Raw genomic sequence first — 17180 nt, 5'->3', positions numbered from 1 at the left:
AAGGAGAACGTATGTGCGGTAAGTCGACAAATAAACCATTTCTTAGGTTCTACGCTACATTTGAAATGACATTATTTTTATTGTCATTTACTCTCGCCCAGGAACACCAGAATCTTGTGGTACAATCTATTCAAGGGGACGAAGTATCGTTAGAATTGTTGATTGCAAATGGTCCGGTGTTGGTTAACTTTTGGGCGCTGTGGTGTGAACCGTGCAAAGTGGAAATGAAACAATTCCAGACGATCTATGATCGGTACAAGGAAAAAGGATTCTCCATCCTCGCCATTAATCAGGACAATCAAAAAAGTGTTGCAAAGGTCTCTACCTACATCTCTTCAAACGATTATTCGTTCCTCGTTTCCACTGATCCAAAAGGAGAAATATCACAACAATTCAATGTGCAAAGTTATCCCACCAGTCTGTTGTTCGATAAAAATGGAATAATCGTTTACAAATCCATCGGCTATAAACAGGGAGACGAGAAAAAAATAGTCGATGCGTTGGAAAAAATATTTGCGGTGAAGAATGAGGAATAAAAATTCCTTTTGCTCTTTCCGTCGACGGCATGAGTTAATAACTATTGAGAAATCCGTTTCATTTTTTCACCTTTCCGGTTGTTGGAATGTATTTGGGGTAACAGCATTTCTCTTCTCTTGTATTTCTTCTCTTACATTTTCACAAACGGTAACACCGTCGGTTTCAAATATTCTTCGATATGGGAATGGTGAACGAGGGTTCGGAGGACTGTCACACAAAAGCTCTTACCTTGAAAATGTAACAGATGTGCGATTGAATTTTCAATCGAGGATCGTTGTCGGGTTTCGACTCCTTGCCGATGCTCCGCCAGAAGTCGGAGATTCATTTCAGGGATTAAAACGACGATTTGTGGAATTCCGCGATGAACATTTTTCACTTCGCGCCGGAAATTTTAATGAGTTATTCGGTCGAGGGCTTGCCTTCAACTTGTTTGAGAACCGGGGACTTGCGTACGATTCCTGGATGGATGGCGTGAAAACAAATTATCGCTCTTCGTTTCTCAATGCAACCATTGCGGGAGGAACAATTGATTTCCGAGATTCTGTTACCATTGCGCGCCACGAAAAATATAGCGTTCGCGCAGCCAATGTTGAAATACAACCGATAAAGGAAATTACCCTGGGAACGAGTTTTGTGGAAGCAAACGGTACTATTCCACAGTTTGTCGGTTATAAAACGATCAAAGCGGAAATTCCCGAACTTTATTCTTCCTTTCGGTTCAATCAATTCAGCGGATTCGTCGGTTATGCCCACAAATGGACAAACGTATTGACCGATACCATCTCTCGAAAAGGGGATGGATTTTATGCATCGTTATCCATTGCGGGAAAAGGATATGGCATTAGTATCGACTATAAAAATTACCGTTATGATATTCGGGATCCGTTTGACCGTGGGGCAAGCGAACGAGCAACGCGAATGCTGCCATTTCAAAATGGACCAATTGTTCAAAAGGAACATAATTATACATTGCTGACTCGTGCGTTACATCAGATTGATTTTAATGATGAAGTCGGAATTCAAATTGAGGGATTGTTTTCTTTACATTCTTCGACCATGCTAAATATTAATGGGAGTGTGGCCAGCCGGCATCATTATTATGATTATAACTCTGAAGCATTCTCGTTCATTGAGCGAACGCGGGAACATAGTTTTCTTCCATCGTTTGAGAGAAGGCTTTCACCGTACTGGGAACTATTTGCAGAACTTGAGCATTACTTTGAAGAGACTTCGGCAATCCGCGTGGGATTGGCAAGGCGTGCAAATGTTCTCTACAACGATTTTACCGGCGCTCAATTTAGCCATACAAAACAGGCAACAATTATTCCAATACAATTACAATATTCGTTATCACAAGAATATTCAATAACCATACAAACGGAACATGAATTTGCCTACGACAGTTATAACACTAGCAATGAGCAGTATTATACTCAACTGCTGACCTGTATTTTTACACGATCACCCAATCTTTCGGTAACCGTTCGATATGAACATACAACTGATAAAGCGGATCCTTCGGGAAGACGCGATTGGCTAATGGGAGAATTTGGTTATACCTTCGGACAATCTCATACTGCAACAATATCGTATGGAAAAGAACGAGGAGGACAAATTTGCTCAAACGGTGTCTGCCAATATCAATTACCGTTTGAAGGCGTGCGGTTTTCATTGAGAAGTCAAATATAAAAAATCGATTCTATGAAAAATTTATTCTTGATGTTGACATTTGTTTCTTTGCTGTACTCCGGTGAGAGGCGAGTGCTTGTGGAAATGTTCACTAACTCTCACTGCACTGTGTGCCCGGGTGCACATGCAGCGATCAACTCCTTTAGATCCACCAGCGCGAATGCGAACCGTGTGCGATATATATTTTATCACACTACCTTTCCGTACAGTGACGATCAACTTTCGATTGCAAACACAACCGAACCAAATGCACGAAATACGTATTATAACGGACCGTCATCTACACCAAATACATTTTTTGACGGGGTTAATCAAGGTAGAACGTACTCCTCATTTTCAATAAATCTTGAGTCGAGGTTGGCGGTAAGCACTCCTCTGAACATAGATCTGACTGGAACAAAGAGCGGACAAACAATCTCGGTGACAGCTTCGGTTTCACAAACAGAAAATATTGTACAAAACGATCTTGTAATCCATATGGTTGTCGTTGAAAATGTAACGTATGTGGGACGCAACGGTGTATCGCCGCAAAATTTTGTTATGCGCAAAATGATTACTCCGATTGCTGGTGATCCGCTTATAATGGATGAGGGTCTTTCAAAACTGGTAAGTCGATCTGCAACACTAACTAATATTACATCGATAAATAATGTCGGCGTGGTGGTCTTCGTCCAGAGTGTTTCAACAAAAGAAGTATATCAATCTGAGTATATTTCATATTCAACTTTAACCGATGTTGAACAGAACGAGCCATTAACACCGCTGGATGTGGCTCTACAACAAAATTATCCGAATCCGTTCAATCCGTCTACCTCCATTACCTTTTCTCTTCCGCGGACGGTGCGCGTATCGTTGAAAGTTTTTGACCTGCTCGGCAATGAGGTGGCAATCCTTGTCAATCAAACGCTCGGTTCGGGTCAGTATACATTTCCGTTCAATGCGGCAGAGTTTTATTTGTCGTCTGGAGTTTATTTTTATAGATTAGAGTCCGGAGGAAAAGCCTTCGTCCGAAAAATGACGGTATTACAATAATATGATCTTCATTAGACGACAAATCATCCTTTTCGTTGTTGTTGCAACAACGCTTTTTTCGGGCGACAGGAAGGTGTTGTTGGAGATGTTTACTAATGCGCATTGTTATTCCTGCGTGGCAGCATACGAACTTTTCCGTCAATACAATATCTCAAATCCGCTTGCTGTAAAGACTGCATACGTCTTTTATCATATTGCTCAGCCGGGAGTCGAGGATTCCATCTATTATGAAAATCGGACGGATTCTGAGGCGCGAAATAATTACTACGGTCCGTTTGCTACTGCTCCTTTGTTGTTTATGGATGGATCTTTTGTTGGCAACAACGTAAAAACATGGCAACAATCTATTTTGTCGCGATATCAAACATCGAGCCCATTCGAAATTACCATCGCGGGAACATATGAAAAAAAGAGTTTTACGATTGAAGCACAGGTTAAACAAACTGGCGATGTGTCGGAAAACGATCTGCGTATTCACATCATTCTCACAGAAAGCGTTGGAACGTATATTGGGAAAAACGGTGTTACGCCGCAGGTCTATGCCATGAGAAAAATGTTGACTGGTTCTTCTGGAGAATCGTTTTCTATCGCAAAAGGGGAGTCAAAAAAAATTGTCAAAAGAGTTACACTTTATCCGGGCTGGGTTGATGAAAAAATGTATGCCGTTGTTTTTATTCAAAGTAATTCAAGCAAGACGGTGTATCAATCTGAAATGAAGTCCCTTACCTTTTTTTTGCCAACGTTGGTGTCGCGTGTCAACAATGTTCCGAATTTGTTCTTGTTGGATCAAAACTATCCAAACCCATTTAACCCCTCTACCAATATTCGGTTTTCTCTGGCAACGGAAGGAGAAACTTCATTACGTATCTATAGTCTCCTCGGTAATGAGGTTGCGACATTGGTGAGCGAGCGTTTGTCTTCGGGAACATACGACGTTCGTTTTGATGGTTCGGACCTTTCTACTGGAATGTATTTTTACCGTCTGCACAGCAACGGGAGCAGTACAACACGAAAAATGCATCTTATAAAATAGTTTGTACCGCCGCGCATTGTTTTTCTGTTCCATATTTTCTATCATAGCGGGTTAATTTCATACATCGGGGGGAAATCGGTGTTCGTTGTAATTGCCATTCTCATTATCACCAGTTCTGTTGTTGCCCAGCAGCCGCTAGGGCTTTCCACGGCGAAACGTGTTACGCAATACAAGCTAGAATCCTGGCAGGAAGAACAGGGATTAAAGCACAATTCTATTATTGCCCTCTCACAATCTGCCGATGGATATCTTTGGCTGGCAACCTATTCCGAGTTATATCGATTTGACGGAACCACCTTTAAGAGTTATAAACAGTCTCTCGGCAATGCGCAACCGCGAAGTTTATTTCAGGATTCGCAGGGACGGATGTGGATTGGTACTATAGGAGGATTATTTTTTTATTCCAATGGAGTATTCACAAAAAGCATCCTTGATTCATCCTTTCAAATAAAAACTATTACCGCTATACGTGAGCTGCGGGATGGAACAATATTATTTGGTTCTCAATCCGGGATTTTTTCCTACAACGGAATAAAATTTCAAAACCGATCGATGGAGTATGATGTTGCGGGAATTGCGGTCTGGTCAATGATAGAAACAAGCGGCGGAGAAATCTGGGTGGGAACGGACAGGGGAGCCCGAAGAAAGACTTCGTCATTCGTTGAACAAATCGATACCACGTCGGGTTATCTTAAACACAATATTGTCCGCTCAATCATTGAGGATAGGTTTGGAAATATATGGATTGGAACGGGTGGAGGCGGCATTACCCGATATCGAAACGGCGCTTTTTCCACCTTCACGACAAACGACGGATTGCCGAGCAATGTCATTCGGATCTTGTTTGAAGATCGAAACGGAAGCGTGTGGATCGGGAGCAGCGGCGGCGGTCTTTCGCGATATTTGAATGGCCGTTTTGAAACGCTCTCCAGCACCGATGGATTGACAACCGATGTTGTTTGGGCACTATGCCAGGACCGTGAAGGCTCTCTTTGGATTGGCACCGGTGGTGGCGGATTGAATCGTTTGCGTGATTCGCGATTTACAGCATTGACAAAAAAAGAGGGTATTGGAAATAATTTCTTATGGACAGTCTATGAAGATAACCGCGGTGTTCAATGGATCGGTACGAATGGAGGAGGTGTAACAGTTTGGGAAAACGGAACGGCAAAATCATATACTGTCGGCTCAACACCGTTAAGCAATATTGTTCGTACCGTTGTTGATGATGGGAAAGGAAAGGTGTGGGTTGGCACTGCTGATGGTGTGTATTTTTCTCCTTCTTCCCCTCCGCATTCGTTCAAGCGATATACCACAATTACTGCTAAAACAATTTTAGTGATAACGCAAACCAGCGATAAAACTCTTTGGTTTGGAACGCTTGAAGGTGGTGCTTTTGCGCTCAATCATAATACGTTGAAGCATTATACAGTTTCTACGGGATTGTCGAACAATACAGTTCGCACTGTTACAGAACATCCCGACGGCAGTATTTGGTTGGGAACCAATGCTGGTATTTCCATCTTGACATCACCGAAGCAAAGAAACGAATGGAAAGCCTTTCCGTTTAATAGTGAGCTATCACAAGAAGAGATCCGCGACATCTATATTGATAAGGATAGCGTTGTTTGGATCGGCACTGACCGCGGTGGCCTGCGACGATATCATCACAATTCATTCAAACAATATTCCGAAAAAGAAGGATATGATGCTGTTGCCGTGCATGAAATTCAAGAAGATGATCTCGGATTTTTATGGCTGACTTGTAACAAAGGAATTTTTCGAGTGCGGAGAGAAGATTTAAATGCCATTGCGCGCGGTGAAAAAACTCGGACTGATTTTACGTTGTTTGGAATTATCGATGGTATGGGAAGCAGTGAATGTAATGGCGGTAACCAGCCGGCTGGTTGGAAAATGAGAAACGGAACAATATGGTTCCCCACGATGAAGGGGGTCACCATTATTTCGCCACAAAAATTACCAACAAACACAATTGTTCCCCCGGTGTATATTGAAGGAATTTCTGTTGATGGAAAACCGGTCCAAATCAATAACGAGACCGCCGAATTAAGCGCTGGTTCAAATCGTGTGACAATCAACTTCACCGCGTTAAGCCTTCTGGCGCCCGAGCTCGTGCGCTTCAAATACATGCTGGATGGATATGATCAAGATTGGATAGACGGCGGAAACAGTCGAACGGTTTCCTACACAAATATTGCTCCCGGAAATTATCGCTTCAGGGTGATTGGTTCAAACAACGACGGAGTTTGGAATAATAATGGCGCCGCTATTACTGTCATACAAATGCCGCACTTCTACGAAACTGCTTGGTTTGGTGTTTCCACGATGTTACTGCTTACCGGTCTAATTTTTTCCGCATATCGCGTTCGCATTAATGTATTGAAAGAACGAGAAATAGAATTGAAACAGCTTGTAGCGGAGAGAACACAAAATTTGCAAGTCGAAAAGGAACGTGCGGAACAGGCAAATCAATTTAAGAGTGATCTGGTCAACATAGTTGCACACGATCTAAAAAATCCACTTACAACAATTGTCGGTATGTCGCATTTTTTACAGGAAGACGATTTCGATCAGAGTACGGTAAGAGATTCTGCAAAAGCAATCTCTGGATCAGCAGAACAGATGGTGGATCTTATTACAGACTTTTTGAACGTCGAAGCAATGGAGCAGGGAAAAATAAATCTTCACAAGATCCCTTTGAGTCTTTCGGAGCTTACCGGATTTGTTGTATCAACAAATAAACGTCTGGCGGAAAAGAAACAACAAACGGTGGCGTTGACTGTATGTGACAGCGAAAAGAGCATGATTGTTGGCGATTCGGAACGGTTGTATCAGTCTATCGAGAATCTTTTCAGCAATGCAATTAAGTATTCTCCTTTTGGCGCACCTATTGAAATCCGTGTTGAGCGGGTAGAAAACTATGCGCGAGTATCGGTCAAAGATACCGGCGCGGGATTAAGCGAAGAGGATCAAAAAAAGCTTTTTGGAAAATTTCAAAAACTCGCACCGAGACCGACCGGCAACGAATCTTCAAATGGTCTTGGGCTTTCGATTGTAAAACTTATTGTAGAACTGCACGGAGGGAAAGTGTGGGCGGAAAGCGCGCTCGGGCGCGGAAGTACTTTTTATATCCAGCTACCTTTGGAAATCAAAAATCCCCAGGAGTAATTCCCGGGGATTTTTATTTCGCCAAAATAGTACGTTTTATTTCTTTGATCCTTTGGGTAACTTCTGCTGCATCCGCTCCATAAATCCTGCCTTGCGTTTGTTTTCAGGAATCTTTTGCAGCGGTTCATCTTTATGGCGCTGGTTAAAATACCATTGCTGACTGATGGAGAGAAGATTGAAGACAAAATAATATAAGTTCAACCCCGAAGGAAAATGATTGAACATCACCGTCATCATAATCGGCATCATCCAAACCATTGCCTTTTGTGTCGGATCGGTCACTGTTTGTTTCTGCTGCACAAACATCGTTATACCCATCGCCAGTGTTAAACCGCTGATGAAATTGCCAAGCAGCGGAATGGTAAACGGAAGCGATATTAAAACATCGGGTATCGAGAGATCGGTAATCCACAGTATAAATGGTTCTTGTCGTAATTCAATCGAAGCAGTAAAGAGAGAGTAGAGCGCATACAAAATCGGCAATTGAAGCAGCAACGGCAAACATCCTCCCGCCGGATTCACACCATAGTCTTTATACAGTTTCATGATCTGAATATTCATCTGCTGCGCATCGCTTTTATACTTTTCACGAATCTCCTGCATCAACGGCTGAAGCTTCTGCATCTTGCGCATGGAATTCATGCTGGATTTCGTCAACGGCTGCAATGCCAATTTAATAAGGATGGAGAAAATGATAATGACCAGTCCATAGTTTGAGATAATGGAGTGAAGCAGCCGGAACAACGGAATGAAAATATATTCTGTAATCGGACGAATCCATTTCCACCCAAGGGACATGATTTGATCAAGTCCACGATCATATCCTTTGATAGTGGAAAATTCGAGCGGACCGATATAGGTTGATATTTTTGCCGTTTCGTTTGTGGTATTCTTAAACGGATATTTCAATGCAATGGAATATTTCTCCACCACACCGGCATCTATTGCGGAAAGATGTGTTCCTTCTAAATACGAACCGGTTGCTTTTTTATCCTGTGACAGTATGGCAACGGCAAAATATTTATTGCGCAGCGCCACCCATTCGGTTTGCCCGGAAGGATCTTCTTTCGGATTATCTCCGGAAGATGAGGCGTTTACTTCTTTCAGTTCGCCTCCCCCATACGTATACGCGGCAGCTAAATTTGATTCATCAACACTATTAAATTCGGTGTATTTGATGCCGTTTTCCCAGAGGATTTGATATTCGTAGTTCGCAATAACATTTTGCATTCCTTCAAACGAAATATCGGCATCAAAATCGTACGCTTGATTTTTGAAGGTAAGTTTTTTTACTAATCGTCCTTCGCTCCCTTTAAGAACAAATTGCATAACGTACTGTTCGTCGCCGGAGAGAACAACTTTTCCGCCAATTGGAATCTGTGCAGAGAAGAAATGATTTTTTGTGTTAATCATTCTTCCGTCTGTCGTTGTGAACAAGATATTGAAATCACCTTTGGAGTCGTTTACCAACTGCACCGGATGATTGTCCCACGTTTTATGTTTTTTCAGCGTCCACTGTTTTATTGTACCCCCCCGTGTCGACAGTTCGGCAACGTAGTTCTCTGTTTCAATAGTAAACGTTTGTTCCTTGCCAATCTCAGTTCCACTAAAATATTTTCCTAGTGTATCGCTGATCTGTTGAGCCGGTTTCACTGCCGGTGCAACGGATTGGTATTGATCCGGCGAAATATTTTTTACTGGCTTTTGTGCAGTAGTATCTTTTGCCGATTGTTTTGTTGACTGCGCTGCTTGTTGTTGTGGTTGTCGCTGCGGCGACGTGAAGTACATCCACGCCATCAGTATTGCGGCGATCAGAACAAATCCGAGTGTCTCTTGTCTTCCCATAGTGTTATTGTTGTTTCGTCAATGAAAATTTTTCCGGAACGGGATCATATCCCCCTTCGTGAAACGGATGACATTTGCAGATCCGTTTCATGCCAAGCAGCGATCCTTTGAACGCTCCGTGTTGTTGAATACTTTCAAGTGTGTAGGTGGAACAGGTTGGAAAAAATCTGCATGAGTTGGCCGGCAGAAACGGTGAGATTACCGTCTGATATGTGCGGATCAAAAAGATAAAAAGAAATTTCATAACGCTTTCAAAATTTGCTGCTGTATAACAAGCCACGCCGGCACAACATCGCGAAGTGCCAGACGGTCAATCTGCTTATTCTTCTCTCCTTTAAACATCAAGACGATCTTTGCGCCGACATTCTTTTCCCGGAATGTGGTAAACAGTTCACCGGAATGTTCTCGAACGCACTCACGCATCAACCGTCGTATTCGGTTGCGGTCAACGGCAAGCGGAACTCTCTTTTTGGGCACGGAAAACCCTATCGCAATATTCTTATCGTTCGTGTCGGTCAAAAGAAATCCCGTAAGCATTGTTCCTTGAAATGAAACCCCGCTGGTGATGACGTTGGTGAACGATTGGTATCCGCGGAGGATGTTTGATTTGGGAAGAGTCTGTCGCACTCACACCGCCGCTTCCTGTATTGAGTGAGGAGAGAAGCACAAACGGAAGCAACGCCGCGTTATGAACGCGGTTCGTCGCTTACGGTCAATTTATGTCGCCCTTTTGCACGGCGGCTTGATAATACTTTACGACCATTTTTGGTCGCCATACGTTCGCGAAAACCATGTGTATTTCTGCGTTTACGTTTATGTGGTTGAAATGTACGTTTCATTGTTTCTCCAGGTGAATAAAAGCTATACAAATTACGAAAATATCGATGGACAAACAAGATAAATTTATGCCTTGTGTTTTTGTCGGATACTCATAGCCGTTTTTCTAGAAAAATATTTTTAATAATGCTTTAAATTCTATAAAATTGCGGACGAATAAAATTTTTTTCTGTTTTTTAAAATTCTGCTTGACTTATCTCCCTGAAGTACGATATACTGTGTATAGAATGTAGGTTTATCCATGTGTGGAAAAAATGTGGATAACTTTTTGGATGGAAGAATACCGTGGAAGCGCTGGTAAATGTGGGTGAAAGATATCAACATCGGATGTTAATATCTTTTGTCTTTCAACTGATCGATTGTTATGTTTCAATGGGTTACTGCTGTTTTTATGATGTGTATAATTCTGTTCTTTCTGTAAGTTTGTTAAATTAAGATTTAGATCTTGTGAATAACATTGTGAATAAGACAATGTTAGATGTTGATAACGTTTGAGGATTTATGATTTCTATTGTCACCCCTTCTGATATTCCTGCCGCAACAACAGATCTACAACAGAAGGAAGCGTTGCTTGTTTTATGGAGCAACATTCTTTCCCACATTCAACCGGAAATAAACTCCCAAAGTTTTAAGACATGGTTTGAACCAATAAAGCCTGTAAAGATAGAGAATAATGAAGTCTCTGTAACGGTTCCTAGTCAGTTTTTTTATGAGTGGCTCGAAGAACATTATTATTCCCTGATTTCCGGAGCTCTACAAAAAGTGATGGGGTCTTCTGCAAAACTGACTTATACGGTTGTTCCGTCTGATGAGCCTTCCCCTTCAATGGTTGTGTCTCCGAACGATTCTCCCATAAAAATTGCTGAATCTGTCCAATCAAAAATAGAACAATCACAGTATATTCAGCCGCTTCCGTACGAGAAGACATTTTTAAATCGACGGAACACCTTCCAAAGCTTTATTAAGGGGGAAAGTAACCAGCTTGCGCGTGCAGCAGCAATGGCTGTAGCGAATAATCCTGGCGGAACATCTTTTAATCCTTTGGTGCTATATGGTGGAACCGGACTTGGAAAAACGCATTTAATGCAGGCTATTGGCAACTATGCTCTGGAAACCGGTAAAGCAAAACGGGTAATGTATGTTTCGAGCGAAAAATTCACAAATGAATTTATTGATGCTATTCGAAACGATGCCACGACCGATTTTTCGAATTTCTACCGCAACATGGATATATTGATCGTTGACGATATTCAGTTCTTTACAGGAAAAGAAAAGACGCAAGATAGTTTCTTCCATACGTTCAATTCTCTCCATCAATTAGGGAAACAGATTATTCTATCGTCCGACCGTCCTCCGAAAGAGTTACAAGGGTTGGATGAACGACTTATTTCACGTTTCCAATGGGGTTTAACAGCAGATATTCAGCCGCCCGATCTTGAAACTCGTTCTGCCATCTTGCGCAATAAATGTGAGCGTGACGATGTTATTATTCCTGAAGCGGTGTTAGATTTTATTGCTGCCAATGTTAAATCGAACGTTCGTGAATTGGAAGGATGCTATACAAAGCTGTTATTCAACGCTTCCTTGCTTGGTAAAGATATCGATATTGAAATGGCGCGTGAGGTGTTAAGTTCCGTTGTTACCGAGGTTCGTTCGCCGCTGACAGTAGAAGAGATTCAGCGTCTTGTTTCTGAGTTTTATGATATTCCGAACGATCTGCTCCGCGCAAAAACCCGTAAACAAGAGATTGTTATTGCGCGGCAAGTGGCAATGTATCTTGCAAAGGAACTGACGAACTGTTCATTAAAGACGATTGGATTAAATTTCGGGGGAAGAGACCACAGTACGGTGATCCATGCATATCAAACTGTTGAAGAGCAGATTAAGATCGATCAAAAATTTCGCGCATCGATGGAACAAATAAAAAAGAAGATCGAAATTTATTCCCGGTAATTTTCATTTTATAATTTTTAAAAGGGGTCGGTGCTTGCTTGATCCCTTTTTTCTTTTAAATATTTATCCACAATAATTTGTGGATGATGTGTGAAGTAGTGTGAATGTAATGTTGGTACGTTGGACAAATTTTTCTTGTTTCCTCTTGAGTGTGGATGAGTGTGGAAAAGTCTTGGGTATACCAACAAACTATCGACACCTGTTTTTCTGTTTTTACCAGTAAACATATTTCAAATAGGCACTTATCAACATATCCACTGTATTATTGTTATTATATTTTTAAAGTTATATATCTCTTTTAAATACGCTATAACTCACTGAAAGAATAAAGACTTACGGGATTTCTTCCTTTGGGTTTACGACACATTTTTTGTATATTGCACCACTAAAATTCTTCGTTGATAGATCAATAAATTAAGGAGATTGATAATGAAATTTTCCGTACGGAGCGCTGAATTACAAAAAGCATTAGCAAAAACAGTCAGCGTAGTTCCCACCAGATCGACCCTTCCAATACTTGAAAACCTACACTTTGATGTTCATGCAAACACTCTAAAAATAACAGCAACCGATCTGGAAATATCTGTTTCTGTTTCATTAGAGGTGCAGGGAAGTCAAAACGGAACAATTGCTATTCCCGCAAAAAGAATTTTTGATACAGTGCGCGCTTTATCTGATACGAATATTACGTTCAATATAGATACAGAGTCGAACAAAATTAAAATGAAAACCGATAATGGTGAATATACCCTTACCGGAGAATCCAGCGAAGAATTTCCGGCTATTCCCGAATTTAAAGGTGAAACAGAAGTTGCATTTGACGTTCAAGTGCTACAGCGACTTATCGGAACAACAATGTTTGCGGTCAGCGCAGATGAATTACGTCCGGCGATGATGGGAGTATTATTTCAATTCTCGAAAAGTGAAGTTCGTGCAGTTGCCACAGATGGCCACCGTCTTGTGCGGGTGAATAATTATAATCTCGGAAATACAAAATTGACCAAAGATATTATTATTCCTTCAAAAGCGTTAGGACAACTTGATAAAGTAGCGACGGGAACTGAAACGAAAGTAGCAATCAGTGCCACTCACGTAATGTTTAAATTTGACGGTACATCGTTGATATCCCGTTTGATTGAAGAAAAATATCCGAATTATGAAACAGTGATTCCGCTTGATAATGAACGGGCACTGATCGTCAATAAAAACGAAATGCTGCAATCTGTCCGCCGTGTTTCGCTGTATTCAAATTCAACAACGCATCAAATCAGGTTATCTGTTGGAAAAGATGAACTACGGGTAACGGCAGAAGATCAAGATTTCGGCAGCGAAGCAAAAGAAAAAATATCCTGCGACTATAACGACGAAGAGATGGAAATAGGATTCAATTCTGCTTACGTCATTGATGTGCTCTCACATCTTGATGCGGAAGAAGTTGAATTTAAATTAAGTTCACCCAATAGGGCAGCAATCGTCTCGCCAGTCAACAAAAAAGAAGGCGAAGAGGTATTAATGCTGATTATGCCGGTACGGTTGAATAACTAGGCCGCAACCGCTGCGATGAAAATTTCCAATGCCCACCTGCGCAGTTTTCGCAATCATAACGAAACAGTATTCGAATTTGGTGCACGGGTAAACGTTCTTCTGGGGGAAAATGGTCAAGGAAAGACCAACGCCCTCGAAGCACTTTCGTTTCTCTGTTTGACGAAAAGTTTTTATGCTAGCGCGGATGCAACAGTAATGCAGCAGCAACAATCGTTCTTTGAGATTAAAAGTGCTTTACAATCGGACGAAGGAAAAGAATTCCACGTACGGGTAACCTACGATGATGTGAAGAAAGAAAAGAAATTCACAATTAACGGAGCGGCCGTGGAAAAGTTTTCATCGGTAATAGGAATGTTTCCTGTGGTAATTCTCTCTCCGGAAAACAGTTCAATCACCTTTGGCTCGCCAGCGGACAGAAGAAAATTTATTGATCTGGTGATTTCCCAAAGCAGCAAATCGTATGTTGAAGATTCTATGGAATACCGAAGGATCGTTCGACAGCGCAATGCGATCTTAACCGAGGCGAAAGGAAAAGAATGCGGAAGCCAGATTGCGCCATGGAACGACATGCTGATTCGGTATGGATCCCGGATTATTCATAAACGAAATCAATTCCTTAATGAATTTGCCCCGTATATAGCGCAAACGTATTTGGACATTGTCGACGAACGTGAAATACCAAAGATTGAATACGCGCCTTCGATCAACATTTCGATTGATTCAACACCGGAAGAAATTGTTTCGGCAATGGAATGGAAACTAGCAAAAAAAAAGAAAGACGAATCGCGGTTTCAAACAACCCTGGTCGGCCCGCATCGCGACGAAATTATTTTTTCTCTAAACGGAATGTCGCTAAAGCATTTTGCGTCGCAGGGACAACACAAAACATTTTTGGTGGCGCTGAAAGTAGCAGAGTTTTTCTTTTTGAAAGAACGGTGCAATGAAACTCCGATCTTTCTTTTAGACGATGTGTTTAGCGAGCTTGATGAATACCGCAGTAAAAAATTGTTGTCGGTTGCGGAGACATTAGGGCAGATTTTTATCACCACCACCAGCGAAAAAATGTTTGGCGGAGCAGAGTGGAATAACGAACGCCGAAAATTTTTTATGAAAAATGGTGAAGTGGTAAAAGAAACGAATGCGGCGTGAAAAAACGGGAAAACATACAGTCGCTCGGGGATGCACTTAACTTGTTGATGCAATCGCTCGGGATTGAGAAACAGGTAGAACAGTATAAGATTTTTGATATATGGAATGAGGTTGTTGGCCAGCAGGTAGCAAAAGTTGCTCAGCCAGAAAGGCTCCAGAATGGCGTGTTGATTGTGACGGTAAATAATGCCCCATGGAGAGCTGAGTTAACATTCCGCAAAAAAGAAATTTTGGAAAAGATACACGAAAAAACGAACTCGCAAAGTATTGTTGACATAAAATTTAGATAAATAAAAGACACTCCTGAAAAATTGGATTGCCTGAAATAATAATAAAAGGATAACCTGTGGCAGAACAAAAACCAAAGAAACACAACGGAGAATATACCGCCGATGATATCACTGTATTAAAAGGACTCGAAGCGGTTCGCCGCCGTCCCGCTATGTATATCGGCGACGTCAGCACAAGAGGACTTCATCACCTTGTGTACGAAGTTGTTGATAACTCAATCGATGAGGCGCTTGCAGGATATTGCCGAAATATCGATGTAAGGATCAATAAAGATGGAAGCGTAACGGTGACCGACGACGGCCGCGGTATCCCGACGGGCATTCATAAAGATGAGGGACGTTCCGCTTTAGAGGTTGTGCTGACCGTGCTCCACGCCGGCGGAAAGTTCGACAAGAACACGTACAAAGTTTCCGGCGGACTTCACGGTGTCGGCGTTTCAGTGGTGAATGCACTCAGCGAATGGCTTGAAGTAACGGTGCGTCTGGACGGCAAGATCTTCTATCAAAAATATAAACAGGGTGATCCGGTTGCTCCCGTCAAAGTGATCGGCAAAATGGAAAAGAAGGATAAGACCGGAACGACGGTGACATTCCTTCCCGACAATACGATCTTTAAAAATCGGACGTATAAATTTGAAACGCTTGCCGAACGTTTGCGCGAACTTGCCTTTTTAAACTCTGAAGTAACTCTTGAAATTACCGATCTGCGAAACAAACAAGAACAGACTGAAAAATTTCATTACGAAGGCGGGTTGATGGAGTTCGTGAAATATACGGATTCCACGCGTCCTTCAATCATGAAGAAGGTATTCTACGCAAAAGGTGAAGGGAAAGATGAAAACGATCGCACAGTCGAAGTAGAAGCAGCATTCCAGTACAACGATCAATATTCAGAGAACATGTTCTCCTACGTCAACAATATCAACACACACGAAGGAGGAACACATCTCGTCGGATTTAGAACAGCCGTCACACGCTCTCTAAATAATTTTGCGTCAAAAAATAATCTTGTCAAAGACGAAAAGATACAACTGACCGGCGAAGATTTTAAAGAAGGGTTAACCGCCGTTATCAGTGTGAAAGTTCCCGAACCGCAATTTGAAGGACAGACAAAAACCAAGCTCGGAAACAGCGAAATTAAATCGATCGTCGAATCAGTTATTGGACCGGCTCTTTCCGATTGGCTGGACAGCAACTCCCCCGACGCAAAACGAATTATCGATAAAAGTCTCCGCGCAGCAGAAGCTCGCGAAGCATCACGCAAAGCGCGCGATATCGCCCGCCGCAAGAACGCAATGGATGGCGCTGGACTCCCCGGAAAACTTGCTGATTGCTCTATCAACGATCCGGAACATTGCGAAATGTATCTTGTTGAAGGTGACTCCGCAGGAGGAAGCGCGAAACAGGGACGCGACAGACGGTTCCAGGCAATCCTTCCAATGAAAGGAAAGATCCTGAATGTTGAAAAAGCGCGTCTTCATAAAATGCTGGAGAACGAAGAAATCCGAAATATATTTACCGCAATCGGTGCCGGGGTTGGCGAAGATTTTAATTCGGAAAAACTACGATATAACAAAATCATTCTGATGTGCGATGCCGACGTTGACGGTTCACACATTCGCACGCTGCTGCTGACATTGTTCTTCCGCTATATGAAACCACTCATTGAACTTGGTCATGTGTATATCGCGCAGCCTCCTCTTTATAAATTAAAGAAGGGGAAGAAAGAGTTGTATGCATTCGATGATGAAGAACGGGACGAGATTCTGAAGCGTCTAAAAGGAGAGAAGGCGGAGAAAAAAACAACAGAAGAGGAAGAGGTTGAAACGGTTCCGGAAGAAGGAGCAGCGTTAAAAGGAGGAATTGTTATTTCCCGATTTAAAGGTCTTGGAGAAATGAACCCGGAACAATTATGGTCCACTACCATGAATCCGGAAACACGCACGATTCTTCAGGTAGGTATTGAAAACGCGGCCGATGCAGATAGAACGTTTTCAATTTTAATGGGAGACGAAGTGGAACCGCGAAGACAGTTCATCGAAAAGAATGCAAAGTACGTTAGAAATCTGGATGTCTAAAAA

The 17180-nt window shown here is 42.0% G+C and carries 14 protein-coding genes; 10 read left to right on the top strand and 4 right to left on the bottom strand.

Translation table 11 applies throughout. The annotated features are described in order from the left end of the window. Nucleotides 1–11: 11 nt before the first annotated feature. From WDA22_12080 to WDA22_12060, 5 genes are all read left to right on the top strand, one after another. Nucleotides 12–536, top strand: coding sequence for a TlpA disulfide reductase family protein (locus tag WDA22_12080; protein MFA5834203.1), 525 nt, complete (start codon nt 12–14; stop codon nt 534–536). Beyond that, on the top strand, nt 526–2226 hold the full coding sequence (locus WDA22_12075; protein MFA5834202.1) for a DUF6029 family protein: 1701 nt from the start codon (nt 526–528) through the stop codon (nt 2224–2226). The genes WDA22_12080 and WDA22_12075 overlap by 11 nt, the downstream gene beginning before the upstream one ends. Before the next feature lie 12 nt (nt 2227–2238). Beyond that, nucleotides 2239–3258 (top strand): Omp28-related outer membrane protein, encoded by a 1020-nt coding sequence (locus tag WDA22_12070; GenBank protein MFA5834201.1) that lies wholly within the window; start codon nt 2239–2241, stop codon nt 3256–3258. Nucleotide 3259: 1 nt separating this feature from the next. Continuing rightward, nucleotides 3260–4291 (top strand): T9SS type A sorting domain-containing protein, encoded by a 1032-nt coding sequence (locus WDA22_12065; GenBank protein ID MFA5834200.1) that lies wholly within the window; start codon nt 3260–3262, stop codon nt 4289–4291. Nucleotides 4292–4369: 78 nt separating this feature from the next. Then, nucleotides 4370–7480, top strand: coding sequence for a two-component regulator propeller domain-containing protein (locus WDA22_12060; protein ID MFA5834199.1), 3111 nt, complete (start codon nt 4370–4372; stop codon nt 7478–7480). 36 nt (nt 7481–7516) lie between these two features. On the opposite strand, the gene yidC is transcribed toward WDA22_12060, so the two are convergent. The 4 genes from yidC to rpmH are packed head-to-tail and all read right to left on the bottom strand — an operon-like array spanning nt 7517 to nt 10164. Next, nucleotides 7517–9325, bottom strand: a complete 1809-nt coding sequence (gene yidC / locus WDA22_12055) for a membrane protein insertase YidC (GenBank protein ID MFA5834198.1) — start codon at nt 9323–9325, stop codon at nt 7517–7519. Between the two features lie 4 nt (nt 9326–9329). Next, nucleotides 9330–9569 carry a membrane protein insertion efficiency factor YidD gene (gene yidD / locus WDA22_12050; protein ID MFA5834197.1) on the bottom strand — a complete coding sequence of 80 codons (240 nt, stop codon included), beginning with the start codon at nt 9567–9569 and terminating at the stop codon, nt 9330–9332. After that, nucleotides 9566–9952 (bottom strand): ribonuclease P protein component, encoded by a 387-nt coding sequence (rnpA, locus tag WDA22_12045; protein MFA5834196.1) that lies wholly within the window; start codon nt 9950–9952, stop codon nt 9566–9568. Before rnpA ends, yidD begins: the two co-directional genes overlap by 4 nt. A gap of 59 nt (nt 9953–10011) precedes the next feature. Then, nucleotides 10012–10164: a 50S ribosomal protein L34 gene (gene rpmH, locus WDA22_12040; GenBank protein MFA5834195.1), complete on the bottom strand. Its 153-nt coding sequence runs from the start codon at nt 10162–10164 to the stop codon at nt 10012–10014. A 499-nt stretch (nt 10165–10663) separates the two neighbouring features. On the opposite strand from rpmH, the gene dnaA reads away from it, so the two are divergent. The 5 genes from dnaA to gyrB all read left to right on the top strand — a co-directional run bounded on the left by dnaA (nt 10664) and on the right by gyrB (nt 17177). After that, nucleotides 10664–12115, top strand: coding sequence for a chromosomal replication initiator protein DnaA (dnaA, locus tag WDA22_12035; GenBank protein MFA5834194.1), 1452 nt, complete (start codon nt 10664–10666; stop codon nt 12113–12115). Between the two features lie 429 nt (nt 12116–12544). Beyond that, nucleotides 12545–13660 (top strand): DNA polymerase III subunit beta, encoded by a 1116-nt coding sequence (gene dnaN, locus WDA22_12030; protein MFA5834193.1) that lies wholly within the window; start codon nt 12545–12547, stop codon nt 13658–13660. 15 nt (nt 13661–13675) lie between these two features. Next, nucleotides 13676–14809 (top strand): DNA replication/repair protein RecF, encoded by a 1134-nt coding sequence (gene recF, locus WDA22_12025; GenBank protein MFA5834192.1) that lies wholly within the window; start codon nt 13676–13678, stop codon nt 14807–14809. Further along, a complete protein-coding gene (locus WDA22_12020; GenBank protein MFA5834191.1) occupies nt 14806–15099 on the top strand; it encodes a DUF721 domain-containing protein in 294 nt (97 codons plus the stop codon). The genes recF and WDA22_12020 overlap by 4 nt, the downstream gene beginning before the upstream one ends. A gap of 56 nt (nt 15100–15155) precedes the next feature. Continuing rightward, complete coding sequence (gene gyrB, locus WDA22_12015; GenBank protein ID MFA5834190.1) at nt 15156–17177, top strand: DNA topoisomerase (ATP-hydrolyzing) subunit B; 2022 nt, start codon at nt 15156–15158, stop codon at nt 17175–17177. The last annotated feature ends 3 nt before the right edge of the window (nt 17178–17180 follow it).

The organism is Bacteroidota bacterium (assembly GCA_041658205.1).
Taxonomy (GTDB): domain Bacteria; phylum Bacteroidota; class Ignavibacteria; order UBA10030; family UBA8401; genus UBA8401.
Note: the sequence above shows the minus strand (reverse complement) of the source record. Positions and strands in the feature narration are given on the sequence as shown.